Consider the following 22769-nt stretch of genomic DNA (forward strand, 5'->3'; position numbering starts at 1 on the left):
AGGGCCCCGTCCGCCCCGGCACCCGCCGGGTCAGCCAGAGGAAGTCGCCGAGGCCGCCCCGGGCGGTCAGTTCGGCGGCCTCGCCGGCCGAGGACAGGGCCCGGACGTACCCGGCGGGGTCGGTCGAGGCGAGCGCGAGCGGCGGCCGGCCCCCGGCCACCCCGAGCCGCCCCAGCGCCTCCCGCTGCGTGACCAGCTCCGTGTCCCCCGCTCCACCGGCCGCCGCGCACGCGTCGAGCGCCACGTGGGACGTCAGGTCGCGGGAGCCGTCCGGGACCGGCGGGACCTCGCGGCCCGCGCGGAAGCCGGTCAGGGAGCCGAAGGGCGGCCGGGACCCCCGTACGTGCGCGTAGTCCACGGCCACCGCGCGGCCCGCCGCCAGACAGGCCACCGCCGCCGCCCAGGCCTCGTCGCGGGGCCGCCCGATCTCGGCCCGCGCCCCGGGCTCCCGCAGCGGCCACCAGCGCTCCAGCCACGCTGCGTCCGCGCCGGAGACGGGCGCGCCGAGCCGCTCCACGCCGTCCGGGCGCACCTCCACGTACCGGGCCGTGCCCGCCGCGTCCGCCTCGGCCACGTCCACCGGCACGTTGTCGAGCCACTCGTTGGCGAAGAGCAGCCCCCGCGCCCCGCGCGGCGGCCGGTCCGTCCACTCCACCCGGGGGTCGAGCCCGTCCGGGCGGCCGGCGCGCTCGACCGCGTACGCCCGTACCGAAAGCCCGCTCCCGGCGGTCGCCGCGAGCACCCCCGCGAGCAGCTCCCCGCGCCCCGCGCCCACGTCCACGAGGTCGACCCCGTCCGTCCCCAGCTCCTCCGCGACCTCGCCGAGGAGCCGGGCCACGGCCCCCGCGAAGAGCGGAGAGGCGTGCACCGAGGTGCGGAAGTGCCCCGCCGGCCCCTCGGGGCGCAGATAGAAGCCCCCCGGGCCGTACAGCGCCCGCTCCGTGGCCTCCCGCCACCCCTGCCACCGCCGCGTCTCGTCCGTCACGGGCCCCAGTCTCCACCTCGGGGAGTACGGTCTCCGAGGCAAGGATCGCCCCCACGGTTGATCCCTGAACCTTTCCCCTTCCCTACGCTGGGTGACGTGCAGCGCCTCTACGACTTCCTCCGCAGACACCCGACGGGCGTCGACACCTTCTGGGCCGTCGTCCTCTTCGGGTTCTCCCTGCTGTGGGTGGCGAGTTCCGTGACGACGTTCGGCCATCCCGTCGCGTACGGGATCGTCGCCGCGCTCTTCTCCCTGGTCGTGGCCCTGCGCCGGCGGGCCCCCGAGAAGATGCTGCTGCTCTCGGTCGCCCTCGGGGTCGCCCAGCTGGCGCTCGACCTGTCGCCGTTCCTGGCCGACTTCGCCATGTTCGTGATCGTCTACACGGTCGCGGTGCACGACGGACCGCGCTGGGCGTCCCGGCTCGCCCTCGCCGGCGGACTGAGCGCCGCCACGCTCTCCCAGCTCAGATGGCCGGTGGAGGAGCCCTCCTCCGGCGCGGCCCGGGTCTTCTTCACGATCATCATGACCGTGCCGTTCGCCCTCGCCTGGGTCCTCGGCGACTCCCTGCGCACCCGCCGCGCCTACTTCGCGCAGCTGGAGGAGCGGGCCTCCCGCCTGGAGCGGGAACGCGAGGCCCAGGCCAAGGTCGCGGTCGCCGCCGAGCGGGCCAGGATCGCCCGCGAGCTGCACGACGTCGTCGCGCACAACGTGTCGGTGATGGTGGTCCAGGCCGACGGCGCCGCCTACGTCATGGACTCCTCCCCGGAGACCGCGAAGCAGGCCCTGGAGACCATCTCCACCACCGGCCGGCAGGCGCTCGCCGAGATGCGCAGGCTGCTCGGCATCCTGCGCACCGGGGAGCACCAGGAGGCCGGGGAGTACGTGCCGCAGCCCGACGTGGGCCAGATCGAGGACCTCGTCGAGCAGGTCAGGGGCGCCGGCCTCACCGTCGACTTCGCGATCGAGGGGAGCCCCCGCCCGCTGCCCAGCGGCGTCGAGCTCACCGCGTACCGGATCGTGCAGGAGGCCCTCACCAACACCCGCAAGCACGGCGGGCCGGACGTGGGCGCCAGCGTCCGCCTGGTCTACTTCGACGACGGCCTCGGGCTGCTCGTCGAGGACGACGGCCGGGGAGCGCCGCAGGAGATGTACGAGGACGGGGGCGCCGACGGGCGGGGCCACGGCCTGATCGGCATGCGCGAGCGGGTCGGCATGGTCGGCGGCACCCTGGACGCGGGCCCGCGTCCCGGCGGAGGCTTCCGGATCAGTGCCCTGCTCCCCCTCAAGCCCGCCCACTGACGAACCGTAAGGAATCCCTCTCATGTCCATCCGCGTGATGCTCGTCGACGACCAGGTGCTGCTGCGCACCGGTTTCCGCATGGTGCTGGCCGCCCAGCCGGACATGGAGGTCGTGGCGGAGGCGGGCGACGGCGCCGAGGCCCTCGACGTGCTGCGGTCCACGGCGGTCGACGTCGTCCTGATGGACGTGCGCATGCCGCGACTGGACGGGGTGGAGGCGACCCGGCGGATCTGCGCGCAGCAGGACCCGCCGAAGGTGCTGATCCTGACCACCTTCGACCTCGACGAGTACGCGTTCTCCGGCCTGAAGGCGGGGGCGAGCGGCTTCATGCTGAAGGACGTGCCGCCGGCGGAGCTGCTCGGCGCGATCCGCTCGGTGCACAGCGGGGACGCCGTGGTGGCGCCCTCCACCACCCGCCGCCTCCTCGACCGCTTCTCGCCGCTGCTGCCGTCCACGGGCAAGGAGCCCGAGCGCAAGGAGCTGGGGCGCCTGACGGACCGGGAGCGGGAGGTGATGATGCTGGTCGCGCAGGGCCTGTCGAACGGCGAGATCGCCGCCCGGCTCGTCCTCTCCGAGGCGACGGTGAAGACGCACGTGGGCCGCATCCTGACCAAGCTGGGGCTGCGCGACCGGGTCCAGGTCGTGGTGCTGGCGTACGAGTCGGGGCTCGTCAGGGCCGGGGGCGGCGGAGCGGCGTAGTACGGCTTCCCTTCCGGGGGCGGGGCTTTTCCGGGGAGTGCCGCTCGCTGTTTTTTGGGGAGTGCCGCTCGCTTCGGGGAGTGCCGCTCGCTGTTTTTGGGGAGTGCCGCTCGCTATCGCAGCACCGACTCCAGGAAGTCGCTGCCGAGGCGGGCGGTGACGGCCACGTCGAGCTGGTGCAGGACGTAGCGGCCGCGCCGCTGGGTGGTGACCAGGCCGGCCTTCTTCATGACCGCGAGGTGGCGGGAGACCTCGGGCGGGGTGATGCCGTACGCGTCGGCCAGCTCGCTCGTCGTGTACGCGCCCCGGGCGAGGCTGCGGCAGAGCCGCATCCGCATCGGGTGGGCGACCGCCTCCAGGCGCAGCTTGACCGCCTCCACGGGGGCGCCGCCGCCGAGGTCGCGGGTGGGCACGGGGTACTGGACCACCGGCTGCCAGCCCGGCGCGTGCAGCGCGAAGAGGTGCGGCCAGCCGAAGGCGGTCGGCAGGAACGTCACGCCGGTGTCCCCGGCGTCGGTGCGGCCCTGGACCAGCTTGTCGACGACGATCCGGGAGCCGTGTCCGTCCTCCTCCAGGGACATCGCGGAGGAGGCGTCGGCGACGGCCTCGGCCAGGCCCCTGCGGCGCATCAGCTCCGTCTTGTGACGGGCGTCGGCGGCGAGCTGGACCCGGACGCGGCGCCAGGTGTCGGCGAAGAAGGCCTCGTCGCAGTCCTCCAGGAGCCGCCGGACCCACGCGCGCGTGCCGGTCGGGTCCGCGAGCATCCGCTCCACGAAGGCGGCCTGGCGCGGGCCGCGCGCGGCGGCCAGGTCGAGGGCGCGGCGGCGCATCCGCCCGTCGACGAGCGGCGAGGGGGCGCCGTGCGTGTAGTGGCCGGCGCAGGAGATCTCCAGGGCCGCGCCCACGTACTTCTCGTCGTCCATCCGGTCGAGGTCGTCCAGCTCCTCGGCGAGGGTCTCGCGGGGGCGGGCGGGCAGCAGGACGTCGGAGCGGGTGGAGCGCCACATGAAGTCCGCCTCGTGGAGCCGGTCCGCGAGCTCCGGTTCGAGCGCGGCGGCCGTGGTGGTGGTCCAGGAGTGCAGCCGGGCGTGGTGCGCGGGCTCGGCCAGGGCGTGCAGGGCGGCGCCCAGCTCGGCCAGGGGCGAGGGGCAGAAGGAGATCCGCTCGTGCGGCAGTCCGGTGATGTCGATGGTCACGCTCACCCCACCATGGTGGGGGGCGGGGCGGGGGCGGTGTCGCGTCGTTTGACGGGGCCCGTCAAACGACGGGCCGGGGCGCCGGGGAGCGGCGCACGGTGGGGGCATGAACGCGATGCACCAGTACCTCTTCGACGCCTGCCGCGCCGCCCGGATCGGCGAGCCGCCGCCCCCGGCGCCCGGCACCCACGACGTCGCCGTCCTGCGGGCGCTCCGCGACCGGCGCCGCTTCGAACGGGTCCTCGCGGGCCGCCCGGCCCGGGGCGCCCTCCGCACGGCCCTGCGCCGCCTGCCGCACCCCGGGACCCGCCGCCCGGCCCGCTGAGGGCTCCGGGGGCGGCCCGTCAGCCCCCGGCCCCGGGCAGCCGCGACAGGAAGTCCCGCACCGCCTCCCGCACGTCCTCCGCCGTCCACTCCAGGCCCGGCCCCGCCACCGTCAGCTCGGTCAGGGCGACGCCCGGCGGGCCGCCCGCGCCGGGGGCGGACCAGCGCCGGAAGAGGACGGTGCCGGTGGCCTCGGTCTGGGCGAGGGCCGCGGCCGTCAGGACCTCGGGCGCGTACGGCAGCCAGACCTGGAACTGGTGGGTGTGCGGGACCTCGGGGTGGACCCGGAACCAGCCCGTGCCCGCCTCCGCGAGCGCCTCCCGGACCGCGCCGGCCACCACGCGCGCGTGGGCCGTGTACGAGGGCAGCCGGGGCAGCTCGACGTCCAGGCCCCGGAGCGCGGAGAGCGCCGCCGGGTACTGCTGGAAGACCTGGCCCCCGTACCGGTGCCGCCAGGTCCTGGCCTCCTCCACGACGTCCTCGGGCCCGGCGAGCGCGGCCCCCGACTGGCCGCCGAGGGACTTGTAGAACGACACGTACACGCTGTCCGCGAGCCCGGCGATCTCCGCGAGCCCCCGGCCGAAACGCGTCGGGCACTCCCACAGGCGCGCCCCGTCGAAGTGGACGACCGCGTCCCGTTCCCGGGCCGCCTCCACCACCCCGGTCAGCTCCTCCCAGGTGGGCAGCACGAAGCCGGCGTCCCGCAGCGGCAGCTCCAGCATCAGCGTCCCGAACGGCTCCGGGTGGTCCCGCACCTCCTCGGCCGTCGGCAGCCGGGGCGCGTCGGTGGGGTGCGTGGTGCGGAGCCCGGAGACGGCCCCGAGCGCCCCGGCCTCGTGGACCTCCGGGTGGGCGAGCGGGTGGAGGGCGACGACGGGGCTGCCGGTGCGCCCGGCCCAGCAGCGCAGCGCCACCTGCTGGGCCATGGTGCCGGTCGGGAAGAAGACGGCGGCGGGCAGGCCCAGCTCCTCGGCGACCCGCCGCTCCAGGACCTCCACCGGGCCGTCGCCGTACGCGTCGGGCACCGCCCCGCCGTGTCCGGCCCCCTCCGCCCACGCGGCCAGCTCGCGCAGCCGCTCCCCGACCGTGCCGTCCACGGGCGCGTGCCACAGCTTCCGCACGGCACCGCCCCAGACCTTCGCCCGGTACAGCCGGGCCGCCTCCTCGTCGGCAGGGTCGACGGGGGCGCCGGGGTCGCCGGGGTCGCCGGGGGCGACGGAGGCGACGGAGGCGACGGAGGCGGAAGCGTCGGTGGGGTCGGAAGGGGCGGCGGGAAGCGTCGCGTCACCGGTTTCCACAGGTTCCATGGGTCGATCATCACACCGTCGCCCCCACCCTGTGGACAGCCGGAGACGGCCCCCTTCCCTGGCGTAGCATGACCAGAAATCGTCCGGTACCCGCCGAGGACTGGAACGGAAGGCCGTCCCCACCGTGAACGCACCAGCAGCGCCAGAGCCCCGCGCCGAGGACCGACCCGCCCGGCTCACCGTCGGAGTCGTCGGCGCCGGCCGGGTGGGCCCCGCCCTCGCCGCCTCCCTCCGGCTCGCGGGACACCGTCCCGTCGCCGTCTCGGCGGTCTCCGACGCCTCGCGCCGCCGCGCCGCCGCGCTCCTGCCGGACGTGCCGGTCGTGGAGCCCGCGCGCGTCCTCGCCCTCGCCGACCTGGTCCTGCTCACCGTCCCGGACGACGCCCTGCCCGGCCTGGTCGAGGGCCTCGCGGACACCGGGGCCGTCCGGCCGGGGCAGCTGATCGCGCACACCTCCGGGCGGTACGGGGCGCGGGTCCTCGACCCCGCCCGCCGGGCCGGCGCCCTGCCGCTCGCCCTGCACCCCGCCATGACCTTCACCGGCACCGCCGTGGACGTGCAGCGGCTCGCCGGGTGCTCGTTCGGGGTGACCGCGCCCGAGGAGCTGCGGCTCGCCGCCGAGGCGCTGGTGATCGAGATGGGCGGCGAGCCCGAGTGGATCGCCGAGGAGGCCCGCCCGCTCTACCACGCGGCCCTCGCCCTCGGCGCGAACCACCTGGTCACCCTGGTGGCCCAGTCGATGGAGCTGCTCCACAAGGCCGGGGTCGCCGCCCCCGACCGGATGCTCGGCCCCCTCCTGGGCGCCGCCCTCGACAACGCCCTGCGGTCCGGCGACGCGGCCCTGACCGGCCCCGTCGCGCGCGGGGACGCCGGCACGGTCGCCGCCCACGTGGCCGAGTTGCGCAAGCACGCGCCCGGTACCGTCACCGGCTACCTGGCGATGGCCCGTACGACCGCCGACCGGGCGCTCGCGCACGGCCTGCTCAAGCCCGAGCTGGCCGAGGACCTGCTGGGGGTGCTCGCCGAGACCCCGTCGGGCGCGACGGGTACGAACGGCACCACCGGTACGAACGGCACCACCGGGTCCGCCGACGGGCCGCAAGGAGACGACCGATGAGCCCGTCAGCCCGCGAACACGACCCGACCCGGAAGCACGACCCGGCCCGCGAACACGACCCGACCCGGGAACACGACCCGGCCCGCGAACACGACCCGGCCCGGGAACACGACCCGGCCCGGAAGCACGACTCGGCCCGGGAGCAGGCCCCCGCCTCCGACCAGGCATCCGCTTTCGGCCAGGCCCCCGCTCCCGATCGTGCCCCCGACCCCGCCGGCGCGCGGCGGCCCGTCCGGTACCGGCCGGCCGGGCTGGCCCCCACGGCCGGGGACCTCCGCGCCGCCGCCGCGCGCCACGGCGCCCCCGGCCGCAACGCCGTGGTCATGACCATGGGCGCGCTCCACGAGGGCCACGCCACCCTGATCCGCACCGCACGCGCGCGCGTGGGGGAGGACGGCTTCGTCGTCGTCACCGTCTTCGTCAACCCGCTCCAGTTCGGCGCGGGCGAGGACCTCGACCGCTATCCGCGCACCCTGGACGCCGACCTGGAGCTGGCCTTCGACGCGGGCGCGAGCGTCGTCTTCGCGCCCTCCGCGGACGAGGTCTACCCGGGCGGCGAGCCGCAGGTCCGGATCACCGCGGGCCCCATGGGGGAGCGGCTCGAAGGCGCCTCCCGGCCCGGCCACTTCGACGGCATGCTGACCGTCGTCGCCAAGCTGCTCCACCTCACCGCCCCGGACCTGGCCCTCTTCGGCCAGAAGGACGCCCAGCAGCTGGCCCTGATCCGGCGCATGGTCCGCGACCTGAACTTCCCGGTCGAGGTCGTCGGCGTGGAGACCGTCCGCGAGGACGACGGCCTGGCCCTCTCCAGCCGCAACCGCTACCTGTCGGCCGGGGAGCGCCGCACCGCCCTCGCGCTGTCCCGCGCGCTGTTCGCCGGCCGGGAGCGGCTCGCCGCCCAGGAGGCGCTGCGCGCGCGTGCCGACGCCCTGCCGAACGGGCGGGACCGGGCCGAGAACCGGGCCGAGGCGCTCTCCCGGCTCGGCGAGGCCCGGGCCGCCGCCGACGCCCACGCGGTCGCGCAGGCCGCCGAGTGCGGCGGCCCCGGAGCCGTGCGCGCCGCCGCCCGCGCGGTCCTGGCCGACGCGGCCGGGGCGGAGCCGCCGCTCACCCTGGACTACCTGGCCCTCGTGGACCCGGCGGACTTCACCGAGGTCGCCGACGACCACGACGGCGACGCGGTCCTCACCGTCGCCGCGCGCGTGGGCACCACGCGCCTCATCGACAACGTCCCCCTGAGCTTCGGACCCCTGGGCTTCGGACCCCCGAACCCCGGATCCCCGAATCCCGAACCCCCGACCCTCGGAGCCACCAAGTGACCGGAATACGGCTGCACGCCCCCGAGCCGGGCTGGGCCATCGACGCCGACGTCGTGGTGGTCGGCTCCGGTGTCGCCGGCCTCACCGCCGCCCTGCGCTGCACCGCCGCCGGGCTCCGTACGGTCGTGGTCACCAAGGCCCGGCTCGACGACGGCTCCACCCGCTGGGCGCAGGGCGGCATCGCCGCCGCGCTCGGCGAGGGCGACACCCCCGAGCAGCACCTCGACGACACCCTCGTCGCGGGCGCCGGGCTCTGCGACGAGCGGGCCGTGCGGACCCTCGTCACCGAGGGCCCCGACGCCGTCCGCCGGCTCATCGAGACCGGCGCCGACTTCGACAAGACCTCCGAGGGCGAGATCGCGCTGACCCGCGAGGGCGGCCACCACCGGCGCCGGATCGCCCACGCGGGCGGGGACGCGACCGGCGCCGAGATCTCCCGCGCCCTGGTCGAGGCGATACGGGACCGGGGCGTGCGGACCGTCGAGCACGCCCTCGTCCTGGACCTCCTCACGGACGCCGAGGGGCGTACGGCGGGCGTGACCCTGCACGTCATGGGCGAGGGCCGGCACGACGGCGTCGGCGCGGTCCACGCGCCCGCGGTGGTCCTCGCCACCGGCGGCATGGGCCAGGTCTTCTCGGCCACCACCAACCCGGCGGTCTCGACCGGTGACGGCGTGGCGCTGGCGCTGCGCGCCGGGGCCGAGGTCTCCGACCTGGAGTTCGTCCAGTTCCACCCGACCGTGCTCTTCCTGGGCGCGGGCGCCGAGGGCCAGCAGCCGCTGGTCTCCGAGGCGGTACGGGGCGAGGGCGCGCACCTGGTCGACGCGGACGGGGTCCGCTTCATGCTCGGGCAGCACGAGCTGGCCGAGCTGGCGCCCCGGGACGTCGTCGCCAAGGCGATCACGCGCCGGATGCAGGAGCACGGCACCGAGCACATGTACCTCGACGCCCGGCACTTCGGGGCGCGGATGTGGGAGCGGCGCTTCCCGACGATCCTGGCCGCCTGCCGCGCCCACGGCATCGACCCGGTGACGGAGCCGATCCCGGTGGCCCCGGCCGCCCACTACGCCTCCGGCGGCGTCCGCACGGACCTGCGGGGCCGGACCACCGTTCCCGGCCTGTACGCGTGCGGGGAGGTCGCCTGCACGGGCGTCCACGGCGCCAACCGGCTCGCCTCGAACTCGCTCCTGGAGGGCCTGGTCTTCGCCGAGCGGATCGTGGAGGACATCGTGGCGGCGGCCCCGCGCGCGGTGGGCGCCCCGGTGCCGCACCCGGTCCCGGTGGTCCTGCCGCTGCCCGCGACGGACGCCCGGACCCGCATCCAGCGGATCATGACGAACGGCGCCGGGGTGCTGCGCTCCGAGGCCAGCCTGCGGGGGGCGGCCGACGCCCTCGACGCGCTGCACGAGGAGGCCGTGGCGGGCGGCACCGACGACAGCAAGGCCGCCGAGCCCGGTGTGGACTCCTGGGAGACCACCAACCTGCTGTGCGTCGCCCGGGTCCTGGTCGCCGCCGCCCGCCGCCGCGAGGAGACCCGCGGCTGCCACTGGCGCGAGGACCGCCCGGACCGCGACGACGCGCACTGGCGCCGGCACCTCGTCGTACGCCTGACGCCGGAGCGGACGCCGGACATCCGGACGACCGCCGCGCACGACCTGCCCCCCACCGTCTGACCCGCCCTCCGACCTGCCCCCACCGCCGGACCCGACGGTCCGACGTCCCCCACCGCCGATGCCCCCAGGGAGCCACAAGTGAGCACGCCCGAGGAATCCCGTCCCGAGCCCGTGGACGTCCCCCTCATCCAGATCAGCGCCCCCGGGGCGGTCGCCGAGGAGTCCGGCGGCTGCGGCGACGGCTGCGGCTGCGGCGGTGGCGAGGAGTTCGAGTGCGGGCTCGACCCGGCGCTCGCCGGGCTGCTCGCCGACGCCGGCCTCGACCCGGTCCAGGTGGAGGACATCGCCCACCTGGCGATCGCGGAGGACCTCGACGGCGGGGTCGACGTGACGACCGTGGCGACCGTCCCCGAGGACGCCGTCGCCACCGCCGACTTCACCGCCCGCGAGGCCGGCGTGGTGGCCGGCCTGCGGGTCGCGGAGGCGGTCCTGTCGATCGTGTGCACTGACGAGTTCGAGGTCGAGCGGCACGTCGAGGACGGCGAGCGCGTCGAGGCCGGGCAGAAGCTCCTGAGCGTCACCGCCCGCACCCGCGACCTGCTCACCGGCGAGCGCGGCGCGCTCAACCTCCTGTGCCGCCTCTCCGGCATCGCCACCGCCACGCGCGCGTGGGCGGACGCCCTGGAGGGCACGGGGGCGAAGGTCCGCGACACCCGCAAGACGACGCCGGGGCTGCGCGCCCTGGAGAAGTACGCGGTCCGCTGCGGCGGCGGCGTCAACCACCGCATGTCGCTGTCCGACGCGGCCCTGGTGAAGGACAACCACGTGGTGGCGGCCGGCGGCGTGGCCGAGGCCTTCAAGGCCGTGCGCGAGCTGTTCCCGGAGGTGCCGATCGAGGTCGAGGTCGACACGATGCACCAGGTCCGCGAGGTCCTGGCGGCGGGCGCCGACCTGATCCTGCTCGACAACTTCACCCCGGGCGAGACCGAGGAGGCCGTGGCGCTCGTCGCGGGCCGCGCCGCCCTGGAGTCCTCGGGCCGCCTCACCCTGGAGAACGCGGCGGCGTACGCGGCGACCGGCGTCGACTACCTGGCGGTCGGCGGCCTCACCCACTCCTCCCCGATCCTCGACATCGGCCTCGACCTGCGCGAGGTGCGGGCCTGATGCTGCTCACCATCGACGTCGGCAACACGCACACGGTCCTCGGCCTCTTCGACGGGGACGAGATCGTCGAGCACTGGCGGATCTCCACGGATCCGCGCCGGACCGCCGACGAGATGGCGGTCCTGCTCCAGGGCCTCATGGGCATGCACCCGCTGCTCGGCGTCGAGCTGAGCGACGGCATCGAGGGGATCGCGATCTGCGCGACGGTCCCCTCGGTCCTGCACGAGCTGCGCGAGGTCACCCGCCGGTACTACGGGGACGTGCCGGCGGTCCTGGTGGAGCCGGGCGTCAAGACGGGCGTCCCGGTCATCACCGACAACCCGAAGGAGGTCGGCGCGGACCGCGTGATCAACGCGGCCGCGGCGGTCGAGCTGTACGGCGGCCCGGCGATCGTCGTCGACTTCGGCACGGCGACGACGTACGACGCGGTCACCGCGCGCGGGGAGTACGCGGGCGGGGCGATCGCGCCGGGCATCGAGATCTCGGTGGAGGCGCTGGGCGTGCGCGGGGCGATGCTCCGCAAGATCGAGCTGGCCCGCCCGCGGAACGTGATCGGCAAGAACACGGTCGAGGCGATGCAGTCGGGCATCATCTACGGCTACGCGGGCCAGGTCGACGGCGTGGTGGCCCGGATGAAGCGCGAGCTCGTCGGCCCGAAGGGCGACCCCTCCGACGTGACGGTGATCGCGACGGGCGGCCTGGCCCCGATGGTCCTCGGCGAGTCGGCGGAGATCGACGAGCACGAGCCCTGGCTGACCCTGATCGGCCTGCGCCTGGTGTACGAGCGGAACGTCTCGCGCATGTAGCCCGTCCGGCCGCCCCCGGGGGCGGCCGGACGGCTGCCGCCCGGCGCGCCGTAATGATCCCTAAGCGAAAATTGTCCGATTAGCGCGTACCGTCGGCCCATGCCCACGCCATACGGATCCCGCGGCGGCATGGCGTTCAGCGCGGACGAACTGCGTGTGCTCCGCCGCGCCCTTGCCATCGCCCTTCACCCCGCCCCCCTCCAGGACGAGGACGTCCAGGACTGCCTGCGCCTGGCCGAATCCGTGGACGAGGCGGTACGCGAGGCCGGTCGGCTGCGCGCCTTCCTCCTCGCGGACCTGGCCCGCTACCGCGAGGCCCTGCCGGGCTCCCTCGGCGGCTACCTGGAGCTCCTCCGGGACGCGCTGGCCGCCGGGTACGACCCCGGGGCCGACGACCTCGCCGCCCTGCGGGCCCTGCGCCGCAACCCCGCGGCCGCCGGGCTGCTCGCCCGCTGCCAGGACCTCGCCGAACGCTCCGTACGCGCGCGCCTGGCCCGGGTCGTCCAGGCCACCGCCCCCGCGGCGGACCGCGCCCGCGCCCCCCGTGCCCGGCTGCTCGCCCTGCCCGGCGGGCGCGCGGCGGCCGACGAGCCCAAGCCGAACCCGCCCGTCCCGGTGGAGCGCCCGGTGCCCAAGCCCTCCGAGGTGTTCCCGCCGCGCCGGAGGCCCGTTCCGCCGCCCCCGCCCGAGGAGCGGGCCGCCGGATAGCTACCCTGTTCGTCATGGACTACGTATCCGCGCTCCTGCCCCCCGTCGTGATGGCCGCGTTCTTCATCGGCCTCGTCGTCACGATCGTCAAGAGCCAGGGCGGCCCGAACAAGGCCAAGGAGGACGCGGCCGTCGACGCCGCCCTCGCCCGCGCCGAGGCCGCCCGCCAGCCGGGCGGTTCCACCGCCTCCTGACCCCACCGGGGTCCGCGCCACCGGGGACGTACGGCCTTCCGGGGCCGTGCGTCCTTTCTGCTTGCTCCTTCGCCCGCGCCCTGCCGGCTCCTTTGCCCGTCCCTGCGCGGTTCCGCCCGGTTCTCCGCCGTCAATCGGCGCTTATCGGCGTTTTGCGCACTATGGTGGCGCTGTGCCCCGTCCTTTGGGAGAGCTCGAAGACGCCGTCATGACGCGCGTATGGCAATGGAACCGTCCGGTGACCGTCCGGGAAGTCCTGGAGGATCTCCAGCAGGAACGGTCCATCGCCTACACCACCGTCATGACCGTCATGGACAATCTCCACCAGAAGGGCTGGGTCCGCAGGGAGGTCGAAGGCCGCGCCTACCGGTACACGGCGGTATCCACCCGCGCCGCCTACGCGGCCGCGCTGATGAACGAGGCGTGGAGCCGGAGCGACAATCCCGCCGCCGCCCTCGTCGCCTTCTTCGGCATGATGTCGCCGGACCAGCGCGAAGCCCTCGACGACGCCGTCCGGATCGTCCAGCGGAACACCCCGCTCCCGGCCCCCGCCCCGCCCGCCCCGCGCGAGGAGGGCGGAGGGGAAACCGGGCCCGGGGAGCGATAACGTCCCCCCATGTCGCCGTCTGACTCCCCGGCCGTTTCCCCGGCCCCCGCCAAAGCCGTCACCGTACGCAGGGCCCGCACCGGCGATGTCGCCGCGGTCCGCCGACTCGTCGATCCTTTCGTCCGGCGCGGCATCCTGCTCGACAAGGCGACCGTGACGCTTTACGAGTCCATCCAGGAGTTCTGGGTGGCGGAACGCGATGAGGACGCCGCCGTCGTCGGCTGCGGCGCACTCCACGTGATGTGGGAAGACCTCGCCGAAGTGCGCACTCTCGCCGTCGATCCCGAGTTCAGGGGAGCCGGCGTCGGACATCAGGTGCTCGACAAGTTGTTGCACACCGCCCGATGGCTCGGGGTGCGGCGGGTATTCTGCCTGACCTTCGAAGTCGACTTCTTCACGAAGCACGGCTTCGTCGAGATCGGTGAGACCCCGGTCGACGGAGATGTCTACAGCGAGCTCCTGCGTTCCTATGACGAGGGAGTCGCGGAGTTCCTCGGTCTCGAACGAGTGAAGCCGAACACCTTGGGCAACAGTCGGATGCTTCTGCACCTCTGACCCGGAACCGGACCGAACCGATCCCGAACCGGACCCGGAACGGGCCCGGAACGACGCACCGAACCCGCGCGGAACCCCCAAGGGAACCCCGCGCGGAACCCTATGTCCGAATCGCGCACGTTTCCCGCGCTGCCGGGGTTCTGAACCTCTCCCGAGGGTTTGTGTTTTTCCGGGAAAAGCGGTTTCCTTTCCGCGTACTGCATTTTCGATGAAAGGAAATCCGGTGGCACAGAAGGTTCAGGTCCTTCTTGTCGACGACCTCGACGGTGTCGAGGCGGACGAGACCGTGACGTTCGCGCTGGACGGCAAGACCTACGAGATCGACCTCACCACCGCCAACGCGGAAAAGCTCCGCGGTCTGCTGGAGCCCTACACCAAGAGCGGCCGGCGCACCGGGGGCCGCACCACCGGTGGCCGCGGCAAGGGCCGCGCCGTGGCGGCGGGCAGCCCCGACACCGCGAAGATCCGCGCGTGGGCCAAGGAGAACGGCTACGACGTCAACGACCGCGGTCGCGTGCCCGCCACCGTCAAGGCGGCCTACGAGGACGCGAACCGCTGAGGCGGCAGCTGCTGAGCCGCCGGCCCGCGGGCCCGGGCACTCAGCAGCCGCACCCGATGGCACTCGGCGGCGGCGGCGGCCACGAGCCGCACCAGGCAGGGGGGTCCGCCCCCCGCGCCCCACGGCGCGGCCCGCAGGACCGGGAGCGAGGACTCGACCTCGCGGCCCGGCACGGGGGCCCGCAGCCACACCGCCGCGTCCGGGGCTCCGGAGCCGCCCCGCCCCGGGGGAAGGGGCGCGGTCATCCGGCCGTCGGGGCCGAGCACCGCGAGGTCCAGGGCGATCCCGCCCCACTCCAGCCAGTCGAGCAGTCCCGGCAGCTCCTCCGCGCTCCCCGCGGCCACGAGCAGCCGCATCCGGTGCCCCGCCAGGGCCGCCGGCCCGGTCGCCGCACCGACCCGGCGCAGGACACCGCGACCGGCCGCGGCGGGCAGCTCCAGGACGTCGAAGCGCAGCCCCGTGGCCAGCGCCACCGGCGGGCCCGCCAGCGTCGCCCAGCCGAGCTCGTCCTCGTACCACCGCGCCGGATCGTCGTCGATCGGCGCGCGGGGGGACGGAACGGTGGGGGCCATGCCCGGGGAACTCCCGCGAGGGCGTCTTGGTTACGCCCCCGGAGCCGTTCCGGAGGGGCTTCGCCGTGACGCACCGTTCCCCTCCGTACGCGCGTGGTGTCCGGGATGGGGCGTACGAGTGCATTCGAGCGCGCAAGGGTGTTCGCTGGTAGCGGAGGGAACCGGGGTGCTCGGCATGGAGTGTCGGTGCTTACGGGTAAGACATTCCTAGTGGAGAGGGGTGCCTCGCGGGCTTCGGCGTCTCACGTTCGCCATCGGCGTACTGAAGGCGCGGCTAACTACTTGGCCTGCGGGAACATCGTCTCGCACCATCGGGTTGGAGCATTTGTCGGTTGTTCGGCAGCAGGTCTCCCCACGGACAAGGGGGTGATCCGGACGGATGTCGGCAGTTGGAATGAGCGGTCCCCGCTTGCGGGACTAAGCTGCGGAAGGACAGGGAGGGGATCGACCCCTAACTGACTGACCGCTCTGAGGAGCGATTAACGATGTTCGAGAGGTTCACCGACCGCGCGCGGCGGGTTGTCGTCCTGGCTCAGGAAGAAGCCCGGATGCTCAACCACAACTACATCGGCACCGAGCACATCCTTCTGGGCCTTATCCACGAGGGTGAGGGTGTCGCCGCTAAGGCCCTGGAGAGCCTCGGGATTTCGCTCGAGGCGGTCCGCCAGCAGGTGGAGGAGATCATCGGCCAGGGCCAGCAGGCCCCGTCCGGGCACATCCCCTTCACCCCTCGTGCCAAGAAGGTCCTGGAGCTGTCGCTCCGGGAGGCCCTCCAGCTCGGCCACAACTACATCGGCACCGAGCACATCCTGCTCGGCCTGATCCGCGAGGGCGAGGGCGTCGCCGCCCAGGTCCTCGTGAAGCTGGGCGCCGATCTCAACCGGGTCCGGCAGCAGGTGATCCAGCTGCTCTCCGGCTACCAGGGCAAGGAAGCCGCCACGGCCGGCGGTCCTGCCGAGGGCACCCCCTCGACGTCCCTGGTCCTCGACCAGTTCGGCCGGAACCTCACCCAGGCGGCCCGCGAATCCAAGCTCGACCCGGTCATCGGGCGCGAGAAGGAGATCGAGCGGGTCATGCAGGTGCTGTCCCGCCGCACCAAGAACAACCCGGTCCTCATCGGCGAGCCCGGCGTCGGCAAGACCGCCGTCGTCGAGGGCCTGGCCCAGGCCATCGTCAAGGGCGAGGTGCCCGAGACCCTCAAGGACAAGCATCTCTACACCCTGGACCTCGGCGCGCTGGTCGCCGGCTCCCGCTACCGCGGTGACTTCGAGGAGCGCCTGAAGAAGGTCCTCAAGGAGATCCGCACCCGCGGCGACATCATCCTGTTCATCGACGAGCTCCACACCCTCGTGGGTGCGGGCGCCGCCGAGGGCGCGATCGACGCCGCCAGCATCCTCAAGCCGATGCTGGCCCGCGGTGAGCTCCAGACCATCGGCGCCACCACGCTCGACGAGTACCGGAAGTACCTGGAGAAGGACGCGGCCCTGGAGCGCCGCTTCCAGCCCATCCAGGTCGCCGAGCCGTCGCTGCCGCACACCATCGAGATCCTCAAGGGTCTGCGCGACCGGTACGAGGCCCACCACCGGGTCTCCATCACCGACGAGGCCCTCGTCCAGGCCGCGACCCTGGCCGACCGGTACATCTCGGACCGCTTCCTGCCGGACAAGGCGATCGACCTGATCGACGAGGCCGGTTCCCGGATGCGCATCCGCCGGATGACCGCGCCGCCGGACCTCCGCGAGTTCGACGAGAAGATCGCCGGCGTCCGCCGCGACAAGGAGTCCGCGATCGACTCGCAGGACTTCGAGAAGGCCGCGTCCCTGCGCGACAAGGAGAAGCAGCTCCTCGCCGCGAAGGCCAAGCGCGAGAAGGAGTGGAAGGCCGGCGACATGGACGTCGTCGCCGAGGTCGACGGCGAGCTGATCGCCGAGGTCCTCGCGACCGCCACCGGCATTCCGGTCTTCAAGCTGACCGAGGAGGAGTCCTCGCGTCTGCTGCGCATGGAGGACGAGCTCCACAAGCGCGTCATCGGCCAGAAGGACGCCGTCATCGGTCTTTCCCGGGCGATCCGCCGTACGCGGGCCGGTCTGAAGGACCCGAAGCGCCCCGGTGGCTCGTTCATCTTCGCCGGTCCGTCCGGTGTCGGTAAGACCGAGCTGTCGAAGGCCCTCGCCGAATTCCTCTTCGGCGACGAGGACGCGATGATCTCCCTCGACATGTCGGAGTTCAGCGAGAAGCACACGGTTTCCCGTCTCTTCGGTTCGCCGCCCGGATACGTCGGCTACGAAGAGGGCGGCCAGCTCACCGAGAAGGTGCGCCGCAAGCCGTTCTCCGTCGTCCTCTTCGACGAGGTCGAGAAGGCCCACCCCGATATCTTCAATTCCCTTCTCCAGATCCTGGAGGACGGTCGCCTGACCGACTCCCAGGGCCGGGTCGTGGACTTCAAGAACACGGTCATCATCATGACGACCAACCTCGGGACCAGGGACATCTCGAAGGGCTTCAACCTGGGCTTCGCGGCCCAGGGCGACACGAAGTCCAACTACGAGCGGATGAAGGCGAAGGTCAGCGACGAGCTGAAGCAGCACTTCCGCCCGGAGTTCCTCAACCGTGTGGACGACATCATCGTCTTCCCGCAGCTCACCCAGGACGACATCCTCCAGATCGTCGACCTGATGGTCGGCCGCGTGGACGAGCGCCTGAAGGACCGGGACATGGGCATCGAGCTCTCCCAGTCCGCGAAGGAGCTGCTCGCCAAGAAGGGTTACGACCCGGTGATGGGCGCCCGGCCGCTGCGCCGGACGATCCAGCGCGAGATCGAGGACACGCTCTCGGAGAAGATCCTCTTCGGCGAGCTGCGCCCCGGTCACATCGTGGTCGTGGACACCGAGGGCGAGGGCGAGGAGCGCAAGTTCACCTTCCGCGGCGAGGAGAAGTCGGCCCTGCCGGACGCCCCGCCGGTCGAGGCGGCGGGCGGACCTGGTCCGAACCTCTCGAAGGACGCGTAAGGCATAACGCCTGAGCACGAAGGGGCGGCCCCGGAACCCGATGGTTCCGGGGCCGCCCCTTCGTCGTTCAGAAGGATGTGAACCGGACGCGAGGCGGGAAGTGCTCGGTGCCGGTCACGGGCCCGTAGACCTCCACCGTTTCCAGGTGGGGCAGGGAGGCGAGCGGCGCCAGGTCCAACGCAGCTCTGGAGTCACGCCAACGCAGTTCGAAATGCCTCAGCCGGGCGGACGGCGACATGGGCGGCATGCCGCCCCGCTCCCCGCCGAAGCGCTCCAGGCGGAGGTAGGTCGGATCGCACAGGGACAGAAGCGCGGCCACACGATCGGTGGAGACCATGCCGTTGATGTCCAGCCACGGGGCGGTCAGGCCGAGCCGAATCAGTTCGTCTGCTTCGGCGTCCCGGTGGACCGTGAAGATGAGACCCCCCGGATCGAGGTGCGTCACGATCTCATCGGCGTAGGAGCGCGGGTCGAAGCGAAACCACGACCAGATGAGCTGTGAACGTACCTCCAGAGAGGGATGCCGTACGAAGCGGGCCAGGTAGAGGAGGGCCGCGTCGGTCGTGACGTGAGACGCGGTGGTCACCGAATAAATCGCTTCCTCAAGGGTCAGTTCCTCCGGTGCGCCCAGCAGTCCGAGGACCAGCGGTCCCACCTCCGCCAGCTGCCGGGCCTCCTCGGGCGACCGCGGCGGAACCACCTCCCCCGTCCTCCGCAGCACCTCCGCCCGGATCTCCGGGGACAGCTCCGTCGCGTGGTCCAGGGCCGTCGCCGCCAGCAGGGTGAGCCTCATGCGTACGCGGTGGTCCTCCGTCGAGTCCGCAGCCGACAGCAGCTCCCGCAGGATCTCCGCGCACTCGCGCGGCCGAGCATGCCCCACCGCCATGCGGATCACGTCCTCCCACTGGTCGTCGGCCGCGTGGCGGACGAGGACGCCGATGTCCCAGTGGTCCACGAGGGCCTTCGCGGCCAGGTGGTCCTGGAAGGTGCGGTGGACGAACTCGACCGTGTCGGCCGTGGGCTCGCGCAGGAGACCGCTGCGGTGGAGGAGGTGGGTGAAGACCCGGTCCGGGGGGTACGCCGAGGCGTCCGGGACCGCCGGGACGGCCTCGGCGACGATCGACGCGGCGTGCGCGCGGTCCAGCTGCGTGCGCCCGTTCAGCGTCAGCCAGTACGCCAGGCGCTGGATCAGCTGGATCTGCGGGGCCTCGTCGAGGACGATCCCGGTCGGGGCGCCCATGTCCCGCTCCCGGTCCCGCCGGGACAGGAGCATGGACAGGGCCGCCTCGTAGAGCGCCTTGCGGCCCCGGGGCAGGAAGCCGCGCCGGTCGCGGTGGAGGGCGCAGATCAGACCGCACATCAGGGGGTTGGTGGCGAGCTGGGCCACGTGCTCGGCGGTGCGCAGCGCGTCCAGGAGCGGCTGCTCGTGGACCGCCGCGTCCGGTCCTGCGGCCTCGTGCCAGCGGCGTACGAAGGCGGTGACCTCCGCGCGGGCCATGGGCGCGAGGGTCAGCTCGGTGAAACCGTCCGGGGCCAGCCAGTCGTCCCGTACGGCGGTGGGGCGCGAGGTGACGAGCCAGCGGTTGCCCCCGTACGCGCCGAGGAGGTCGCGCAGCCAGTCCCGGGCCCGGCCGCGCTCGGCCTCGGGGATCTCGTCGATGCCGTCGACCAGGACCAGCCCCCGCCCGGCCGCGAGGACCCGGTCGGTCCAGCCGTCGGGCGGGGTGAGCGGGCAGCCGGCGGCGGACAGGAAGCGGTCGGGGGAGGGGAGCCGCTCGCCGTGGCGGGTGAGGGCGCGCAGGGGCAGGACGAAGGGGACGCGGCCCCGGAGGTAGGCCATGCCCTCCGGCCGGTCCTCGGTCGCCGCCGCCGAGACCGTCAGCCACTGGACGAGCGTGGTCTTGCCGGAGCCCGCGAGGCCGCGAAGGAGGACCTTGTCGTGGCGGGCGAGGGCGAGGTCGGCGCGGACGGAGGCCTGTTCCCGCTGCGGGAGACGGGGGCGCTCCTCCCGTCCGGACGCCTCGCGCGCGCCCTCCCGTCCGGACGCCTCGCGCGCGCCCTCCCGTCCGGAGGTCTCGTGCGCGCCCTCCCCGCCCGTCGCCTCCAGGGACAGGTACGCCGTGTCCAGGGGCCACTCGTCCGGCGAGTGGTGCAGGTCGACGCCGTAGATCGTCAGGCGGCCGTGCTTCTTCGCGAGGTGCGCCAGGTAGCGGCGTTCGAAGGCCGCGTCCTCGCCCTCGGGCGCCGGGACGCGGGTCAGGACGGCGTCGACCCGGGCGAGGAGCTCGGCCTGGGCGCGGGTCTGCTCGACCAGGCCGCGGGCGATGAAGGTGGAGCGCCGGGTGAAGAACTCCAGGATGTGGAGGCAGGCCCACTCGGTCATGGTCTCCAGGTAGAGGGCCGAGTCGGTGGAGAGGCCGTCGGGGGCCGGGGCGGCGGCCCGCAGCCGGCGGGCGAGGTCGCGGTGGCCGAGGCGGACGGCCTGGACGTCGTCCATGTCGAGGTCGCCGAGGGCCAGCAGGTTCGCGGCGAGGGCGTCGGTGACGGCCTCGGTCTCGTCGGCGGGGAACGGCGGCTCCCCGGCCCCCTGCCGGGAGCGTTCGACCAGGGTGGCCGCGAGCTTGCGGACGTCCTTCTCGGTGAGGGTGCGCTTCTCGCCCCGGAAGGAGACGAGGCCGGAGAGCCGGACCTCGGCGTCCTTGCGGACCAGGCCCGCCCCGGGGCCCTCGCTCGCGAGGAGCTTCTTCAGGAGCGGGCCGATCGCGGCCGAGGCGAGGCGCGTGCCGATGAGTGCCGGTTCCATTGGTGACCCCCTGTGTCTCCCCGAAGCGGTCAGCGTAGTGGGGGAGGCGTCCGGCGGCGGCCCGAGGTGTGACCCGGGCCCCTTCCGGACCCCTTTTCCGGCTTTCCGAATCCCCCGAAGTGGCCCCGGTCACGTGACCCAGGTCCCATCCGGAATGCCTTTTCGCGTGACCCAGGTCCCATCCGGAACGCCCCCCTGGTGACAAGGCGCACAGGGGTTTCGAGGGGTACTAACCGGAATAGTGGTGAACATTGGTGTTTATTTCGGACATGTGGGCATGAAGCGGCGGGTCGAAGGTCCCGATGGGTCCCGGTCCGGGCCCGGAGCGGCCTCCTGGGCGGTCCGAGCCGCCGAGACGTGCGGTTAAACCGGTTTTCTTGGGTGGTTATGTCCGATTTCGCAGCCCCGGCTCCGGGTGGTCAAGACCTGAACTTCTCTGGTGATCGCTACGACGCTATGTCGTAGATGGGGTGTTTTGGCCTGGATGGGGGTCCGGGTTACCAAGGATGAGCAAGCCCGACGCCGCACCGAAAGCGCGTCGGGTCCCGTACTCCCCGGAGGTTTTCCCCCGTATGTCGAAGCGCGTTATGAACCCCGCCACCCGTGCCGCCGCCGTCGCTCTCGCCACTGCCGGCCTGGGGGCGTCGCTGGTGGCCGGAGCAGGGTCCGCCTTCGCCGCCGAGGGCAAGGCCGTCGTCCCGACCGCCGCGACCGCGTCCGCCGCCGTCGCCGCCCAGGCCGAGACCCAGGCGCACCTCGCCGCCCAGGTGAAGGCCGCCGCCGCGAAGACCGTCACCGTCAAGGCGACCGCCGTGAAGGCGACCGCCACCAAGAAGGCCGCCGCCGCCAAGAAGGCTCCGGCCTGGGTGAAGCCGGTCAGCTCCTACAGCCTCAGCGCCAGCTTCAACCAGGGCGGCGCCATGTGGGCCCACAAGCACTCCGGCCAGGACTTCGCCGTCCCGGTCGGCACCCCGGTCAAGGCCGCCGGCGCCGGCACCGTCGTGAAGGCCGGCCCGTACGGCGGCGGCGACGGCCCCGCGTACGGCAACGCCATCGTGGTCAAGCACGCCAACGGCACGTACTCGCAGTACGCCCACCTGTCGAAGATCCAGGTCAAGATCGGCCAGAAGGTCGGCGCCGGTCAGCGCATCGCCCTCTCGGGCAACACCGGCAACTCCTCCGGCCCCCACCTGCACTTCGAGATCCGCACCACCCCGAACTACGGCTCCGCCGTCAACCCGGCCGCCTTCCTGCGCGCCCACGGCGTCGGCATCTGATCGCCGGACCCGCTGTGAACCTATGAGGCCCGGTGGGCCTCGTCGATGAGATCGAGGGCGACCTCGAGGACCGCTTCGTGCTTGTCCTCGGGGTCGCCCTCGACGTTCTGCATGAAGAACGTGCCCGCGTGGAGGGTGAAGACCGCGCTGATGCAGCGGACCTTCTCCTTGACGGGGAAGTCGTCGTCGTACAGCAGGCCGGTCAGCGTGACCATGCGCTCCTTGAAGGTGAGCCCGACGCTCAGCTCGCGCACGGTGGCCTGGTTCTCCTGCATGAAGCGGTAGAGCGGCGCCGCCGCGCGCAGCGCCACCTGGTAGCGGCGCACGACCTCCCGCTTGGTCTCGACCGTGCGGGGCTGCTCCCCGGCCCACGCGATCAGCTCGTCCATGGGCCTGGTCAGGTCCTCGAAGATCCCGACCAGGATGTCCTCCTTGGTCTTGAAGTGGTAGTAGAGCGCCGCCTTGGTCACGTCGAGGCGTTCCGCGATCTCGCGCAGGGAGGTCTTCTCGTAGCCCTGCTCCGCGAAGAGTTCGAGGGCCACGTCCTGGATGCGCTGACGGGTGTTGCCTCGGGCCATGGGGTGCCCTCCACTTTCCAAAGAACTTACTTGACGACCGGCTAGTTACAGGTCTACCTTCCCCAGTGTAGTAACTAG

At 73.3% G+C, this 22769-nt stretch carries 21 protein-coding genes; 15 read left to right on the plus strand and 6 right to left on the minus strand.

Annotation, left to right across the window (positions count from 1 at the left end; translation table 11 throughout):
- Positions 1-985: SAM-dependent methyltransferase (locus ADL08_RS24570; RefSeq protein ID WP_053646541.1), on the minus strand; the 985-nt coding region annotated here is incomplete at its 3' end.
- A 96-nt stretch (positions 986-1081) separates the two neighbouring features.
- Between ADL08_RS24570 and ADL08_RS24575 the strand changes: the two genes are divergently transcribed.
- Together ADL08_RS24575 and ADL08_RS24580 are read left to right on the plus strand one after the other, a co-directional pair.
- Positions 1082-2284 (plus strand): sensor histidine kinase, encoded by a 1203-nt coding sequence (locus ADL08_RS24575; protein WP_053646543.1) that lies wholly within the window; start codon positions 1082-1084, stop codon positions 2282-2284.
- 22 nt (positions 2285-2306) lie between these two features.
- Positions 2307-2984: a response regulator transcription factor gene (locus ADL08_RS24580; RefSeq protein ID WP_053646545.1), complete on the plus strand. Its 678-nt coding sequence runs from the start codon at positions 2307-2309 to the stop codon at positions 2982-2984.
- A 113-nt stretch (positions 2985-3097) separates the two neighbouring features.
- Here ADL08_RS24580 and ADL08_RS24585 read toward each other — a convergent pair whose 3' ends face one another.
- Positions 3098-4186: a DUF5937 family protein gene (locus ADL08_RS24585; RefSeq protein WP_053646547.1), complete on the minus strand. Its 1089-nt coding sequence runs from the start codon at positions 4184-4186 to the stop codon at positions 3098-3100.
- 100 nt (positions 4187-4286) lie between these two features.
- Between ADL08_RS24585 and ADL08_RS24590 the strand changes: the two genes are divergently transcribed.
- Positions 4287-4505, plus strand: a complete 219-nt coding sequence (locus ADL08_RS24590) for a hypothetical protein (RefSeq protein ID WP_053646549.1) — start codon at positions 4287-4289, stop codon at positions 4503-4505.
- Positions 4506-4524: 19 nt separating this feature from the next.
- On the opposite strand, the gene ADL08_RS24595 is transcribed toward ADL08_RS24590, so the two are convergent.
- A complete protein-coding gene (locus ADL08_RS24595) occupies positions 4525-5811 on the minus strand; it encodes a threonine aldolase family protein (RefSeq protein ID WP_078968298.1) in 1287 nt (428 codons plus the stop codon).
- Positions 5812-5935: 124 nt separating this feature from the next.
- Between ADL08_RS24595 and ADL08_RS24600 the strand changes: the two genes are divergently transcribed.
- The 10 genes from ADL08_RS24600 (at position 5936) to ADL08_RS24645 (ending at position 14453) form a co-directional block, all read left to right on the plus strand.
- Positions 5936-6928 carry a Rossmann-like and DUF2520 domain-containing protein gene (locus tag ADL08_RS24600; RefSeq protein ID WP_053646550.1) on the plus strand — a complete coding sequence of 331 codons (993 nt, stop codon included), beginning with the start codon at positions 5936-5938 and terminating at the stop codon, positions 6926-6928.
- Positions 6925-8247 carry a pantoate--beta-alanine ligase gene (gene panC / locus ADL08_RS24605; protein WP_420709625.1) on the plus strand — a complete coding sequence of 441 codons (1323 nt, stop codon included), beginning with the start codon at positions 6925-6927 and terminating at the stop codon, positions 8245-8247. The genes ADL08_RS24600 and panC overlap by 4 nt, the downstream gene beginning before the upstream one ends.
- The gene (locus ADL08_RS24610) at positions 8244-9920 is read left to right on the plus strand and encodes an L-aspartate oxidase (protein WP_053646552.1); all 1677 of its coding nucleotides are present in this window, start codon (positions 8244-8246) and stop codon (positions 9918-9920) included. Before panC ends, ADL08_RS24610 begins: the two co-directional genes overlap by 4 nt.
- A gap of 78 nt (positions 9921-9998) precedes the next feature.
- Positions 9999-11024, plus strand: coding sequence for a carboxylating nicotinate-nucleotide diphosphorylase (nadC, locus tag ADL08_RS24615; protein WP_053646554.1), 1026 nt, complete (start codon positions 9999-10001; stop codon positions 11022-11024).
- Positions 11024-11830 carry a type III pantothenate kinase gene (locus tag ADL08_RS24620; RefSeq protein ID WP_053646555.1) on the plus strand — a complete coding sequence of 269 codons (807 nt, stop codon included), beginning with the start codon at positions 11024-11026 and terminating at the stop codon, positions 11828-11830. The genes nadC and ADL08_RS24620 overlap by 1 nt, the downstream gene beginning before the upstream one ends.
- A 129-nt stretch (positions 11831-11959) precedes the next feature.
- A complete protein-coding gene (locus ADL08_RS24625; protein WP_053646557.1) occupies positions 11960-12538 on the plus strand; it encodes a hypothetical protein in 579 nt (192 codons plus the stop codon).
- A gap of 14 nt (positions 12539-12552) precedes the next feature.
- Entirely contained in the window at positions 12553-12732 is a 180-nt protein-coding gene (locus tag ADL08_RS24630; protein WP_053646559.1) for a hypothetical protein, read from the plus strand.
- A gap of 172 nt (positions 12733-12904) precedes the next feature.
- Positions 12905-13339: a BlaI/MecI/CopY family transcriptional regulator gene (locus tag ADL08_RS24635; protein WP_078968299.1), complete on the plus strand. Its 435-nt coding sequence runs from the start codon at positions 12905-12907 to the stop codon at positions 13337-13339.
- Positions 13340-13348: 9 nt separating this feature from the next.
- Positions 13349-13894, plus strand: a complete 546-nt coding sequence (locus ADL08_RS24640; protein ID WP_053646563.1) for an amino-acid N-acetyltransferase — start codon at positions 13349-13351, stop codon at positions 13892-13894.
- A 223-nt stretch (positions 13895-14117) separates the two neighbouring features.
- Positions 14118-14453 carry a histone-like nucleoid-structuring protein Lsr2 gene (locus ADL08_RS24645; protein ID WP_053646565.1) on the plus strand — a complete coding sequence of 112 codons (336 nt, stop codon included), beginning with the start codon at positions 14118-14120 and terminating at the stop codon, positions 14451-14453.
- Here the strand turns inward: ADL08_RS24645 and ADL08_RS24650 are convergent.
- A complete protein-coding gene (locus ADL08_RS24650) occupies positions 14432-15025 on the minus strand; it encodes an SCO3374 family protein (protein ID WP_053646567.1) in 594 nt (197 codons plus the stop codon). The genes ADL08_RS24645 and ADL08_RS24650 overlap by 22 nt on opposite strands.
- Positions 15026-15510: 485 nt before the next feature.
- Here ADL08_RS24650 and ADL08_RS24655 point away from each other — a divergent pair, with 485 nt between their 5' ends.
- Positions 15511-18033, plus strand: coding sequence for an ATP-dependent Clp protease ATP-binding subunit (locus ADL08_RS24655; protein WP_053646569.1), 2523 nt, complete (start codon positions 15511-15513; stop codon positions 18031-18033).
- A 67-nt stretch (positions 18034-18100) separates the two neighbouring features.
- On the opposite strand, the gene ADL08_RS24660 is transcribed toward ADL08_RS24655, so the two are convergent.
- Positions 18101-20836, minus strand: a complete 2736-nt coding sequence (locus ADL08_RS24660) for an NACHT domain-containing protein (protein ID WP_053646571.1) — start codon at positions 20834-20836, stop codon at positions 18101-18103.
- 572 nt (positions 20837-21408) lie between these two features.
- Between ADL08_RS24660 and ADL08_RS24665 the strand changes: the two genes are divergently transcribed.
- On the plus strand, positions 21409-22113 hold the full coding sequence (locus ADL08_RS24665; RefSeq protein ID WP_053646574.1) for a M23 family metallopeptidase: 705 nt from the start codon (positions 21409-21411) through the stop codon (positions 22111-22113).
- Positions 22114-22133: 20 nt separating this feature from the next.
- Here the strand turns inward: ADL08_RS24665 and ADL08_RS24670 are convergent, their stop codons facing one another.
- Positions 22134-22691 (minus strand): TetR/AcrR family transcriptional regulator, encoded by a 558-nt coding sequence (locus ADL08_RS24670; RefSeq protein WP_053646576.1) that lies wholly within the window; start codon positions 22689-22691, stop codon positions 22134-22136.
- Positions 22692-22769: the final 78 nt, after the last annotated feature.

This window comes from Streptomyces sp. NRRL F-6492, from assembly GCF_001280125.1.
In the GTDB taxonomy this organism is placed as follows: Bacteria; Actinomycetota; Actinomycetes; order Streptomycetales; family Streptomycetaceae; genus Streptomyces.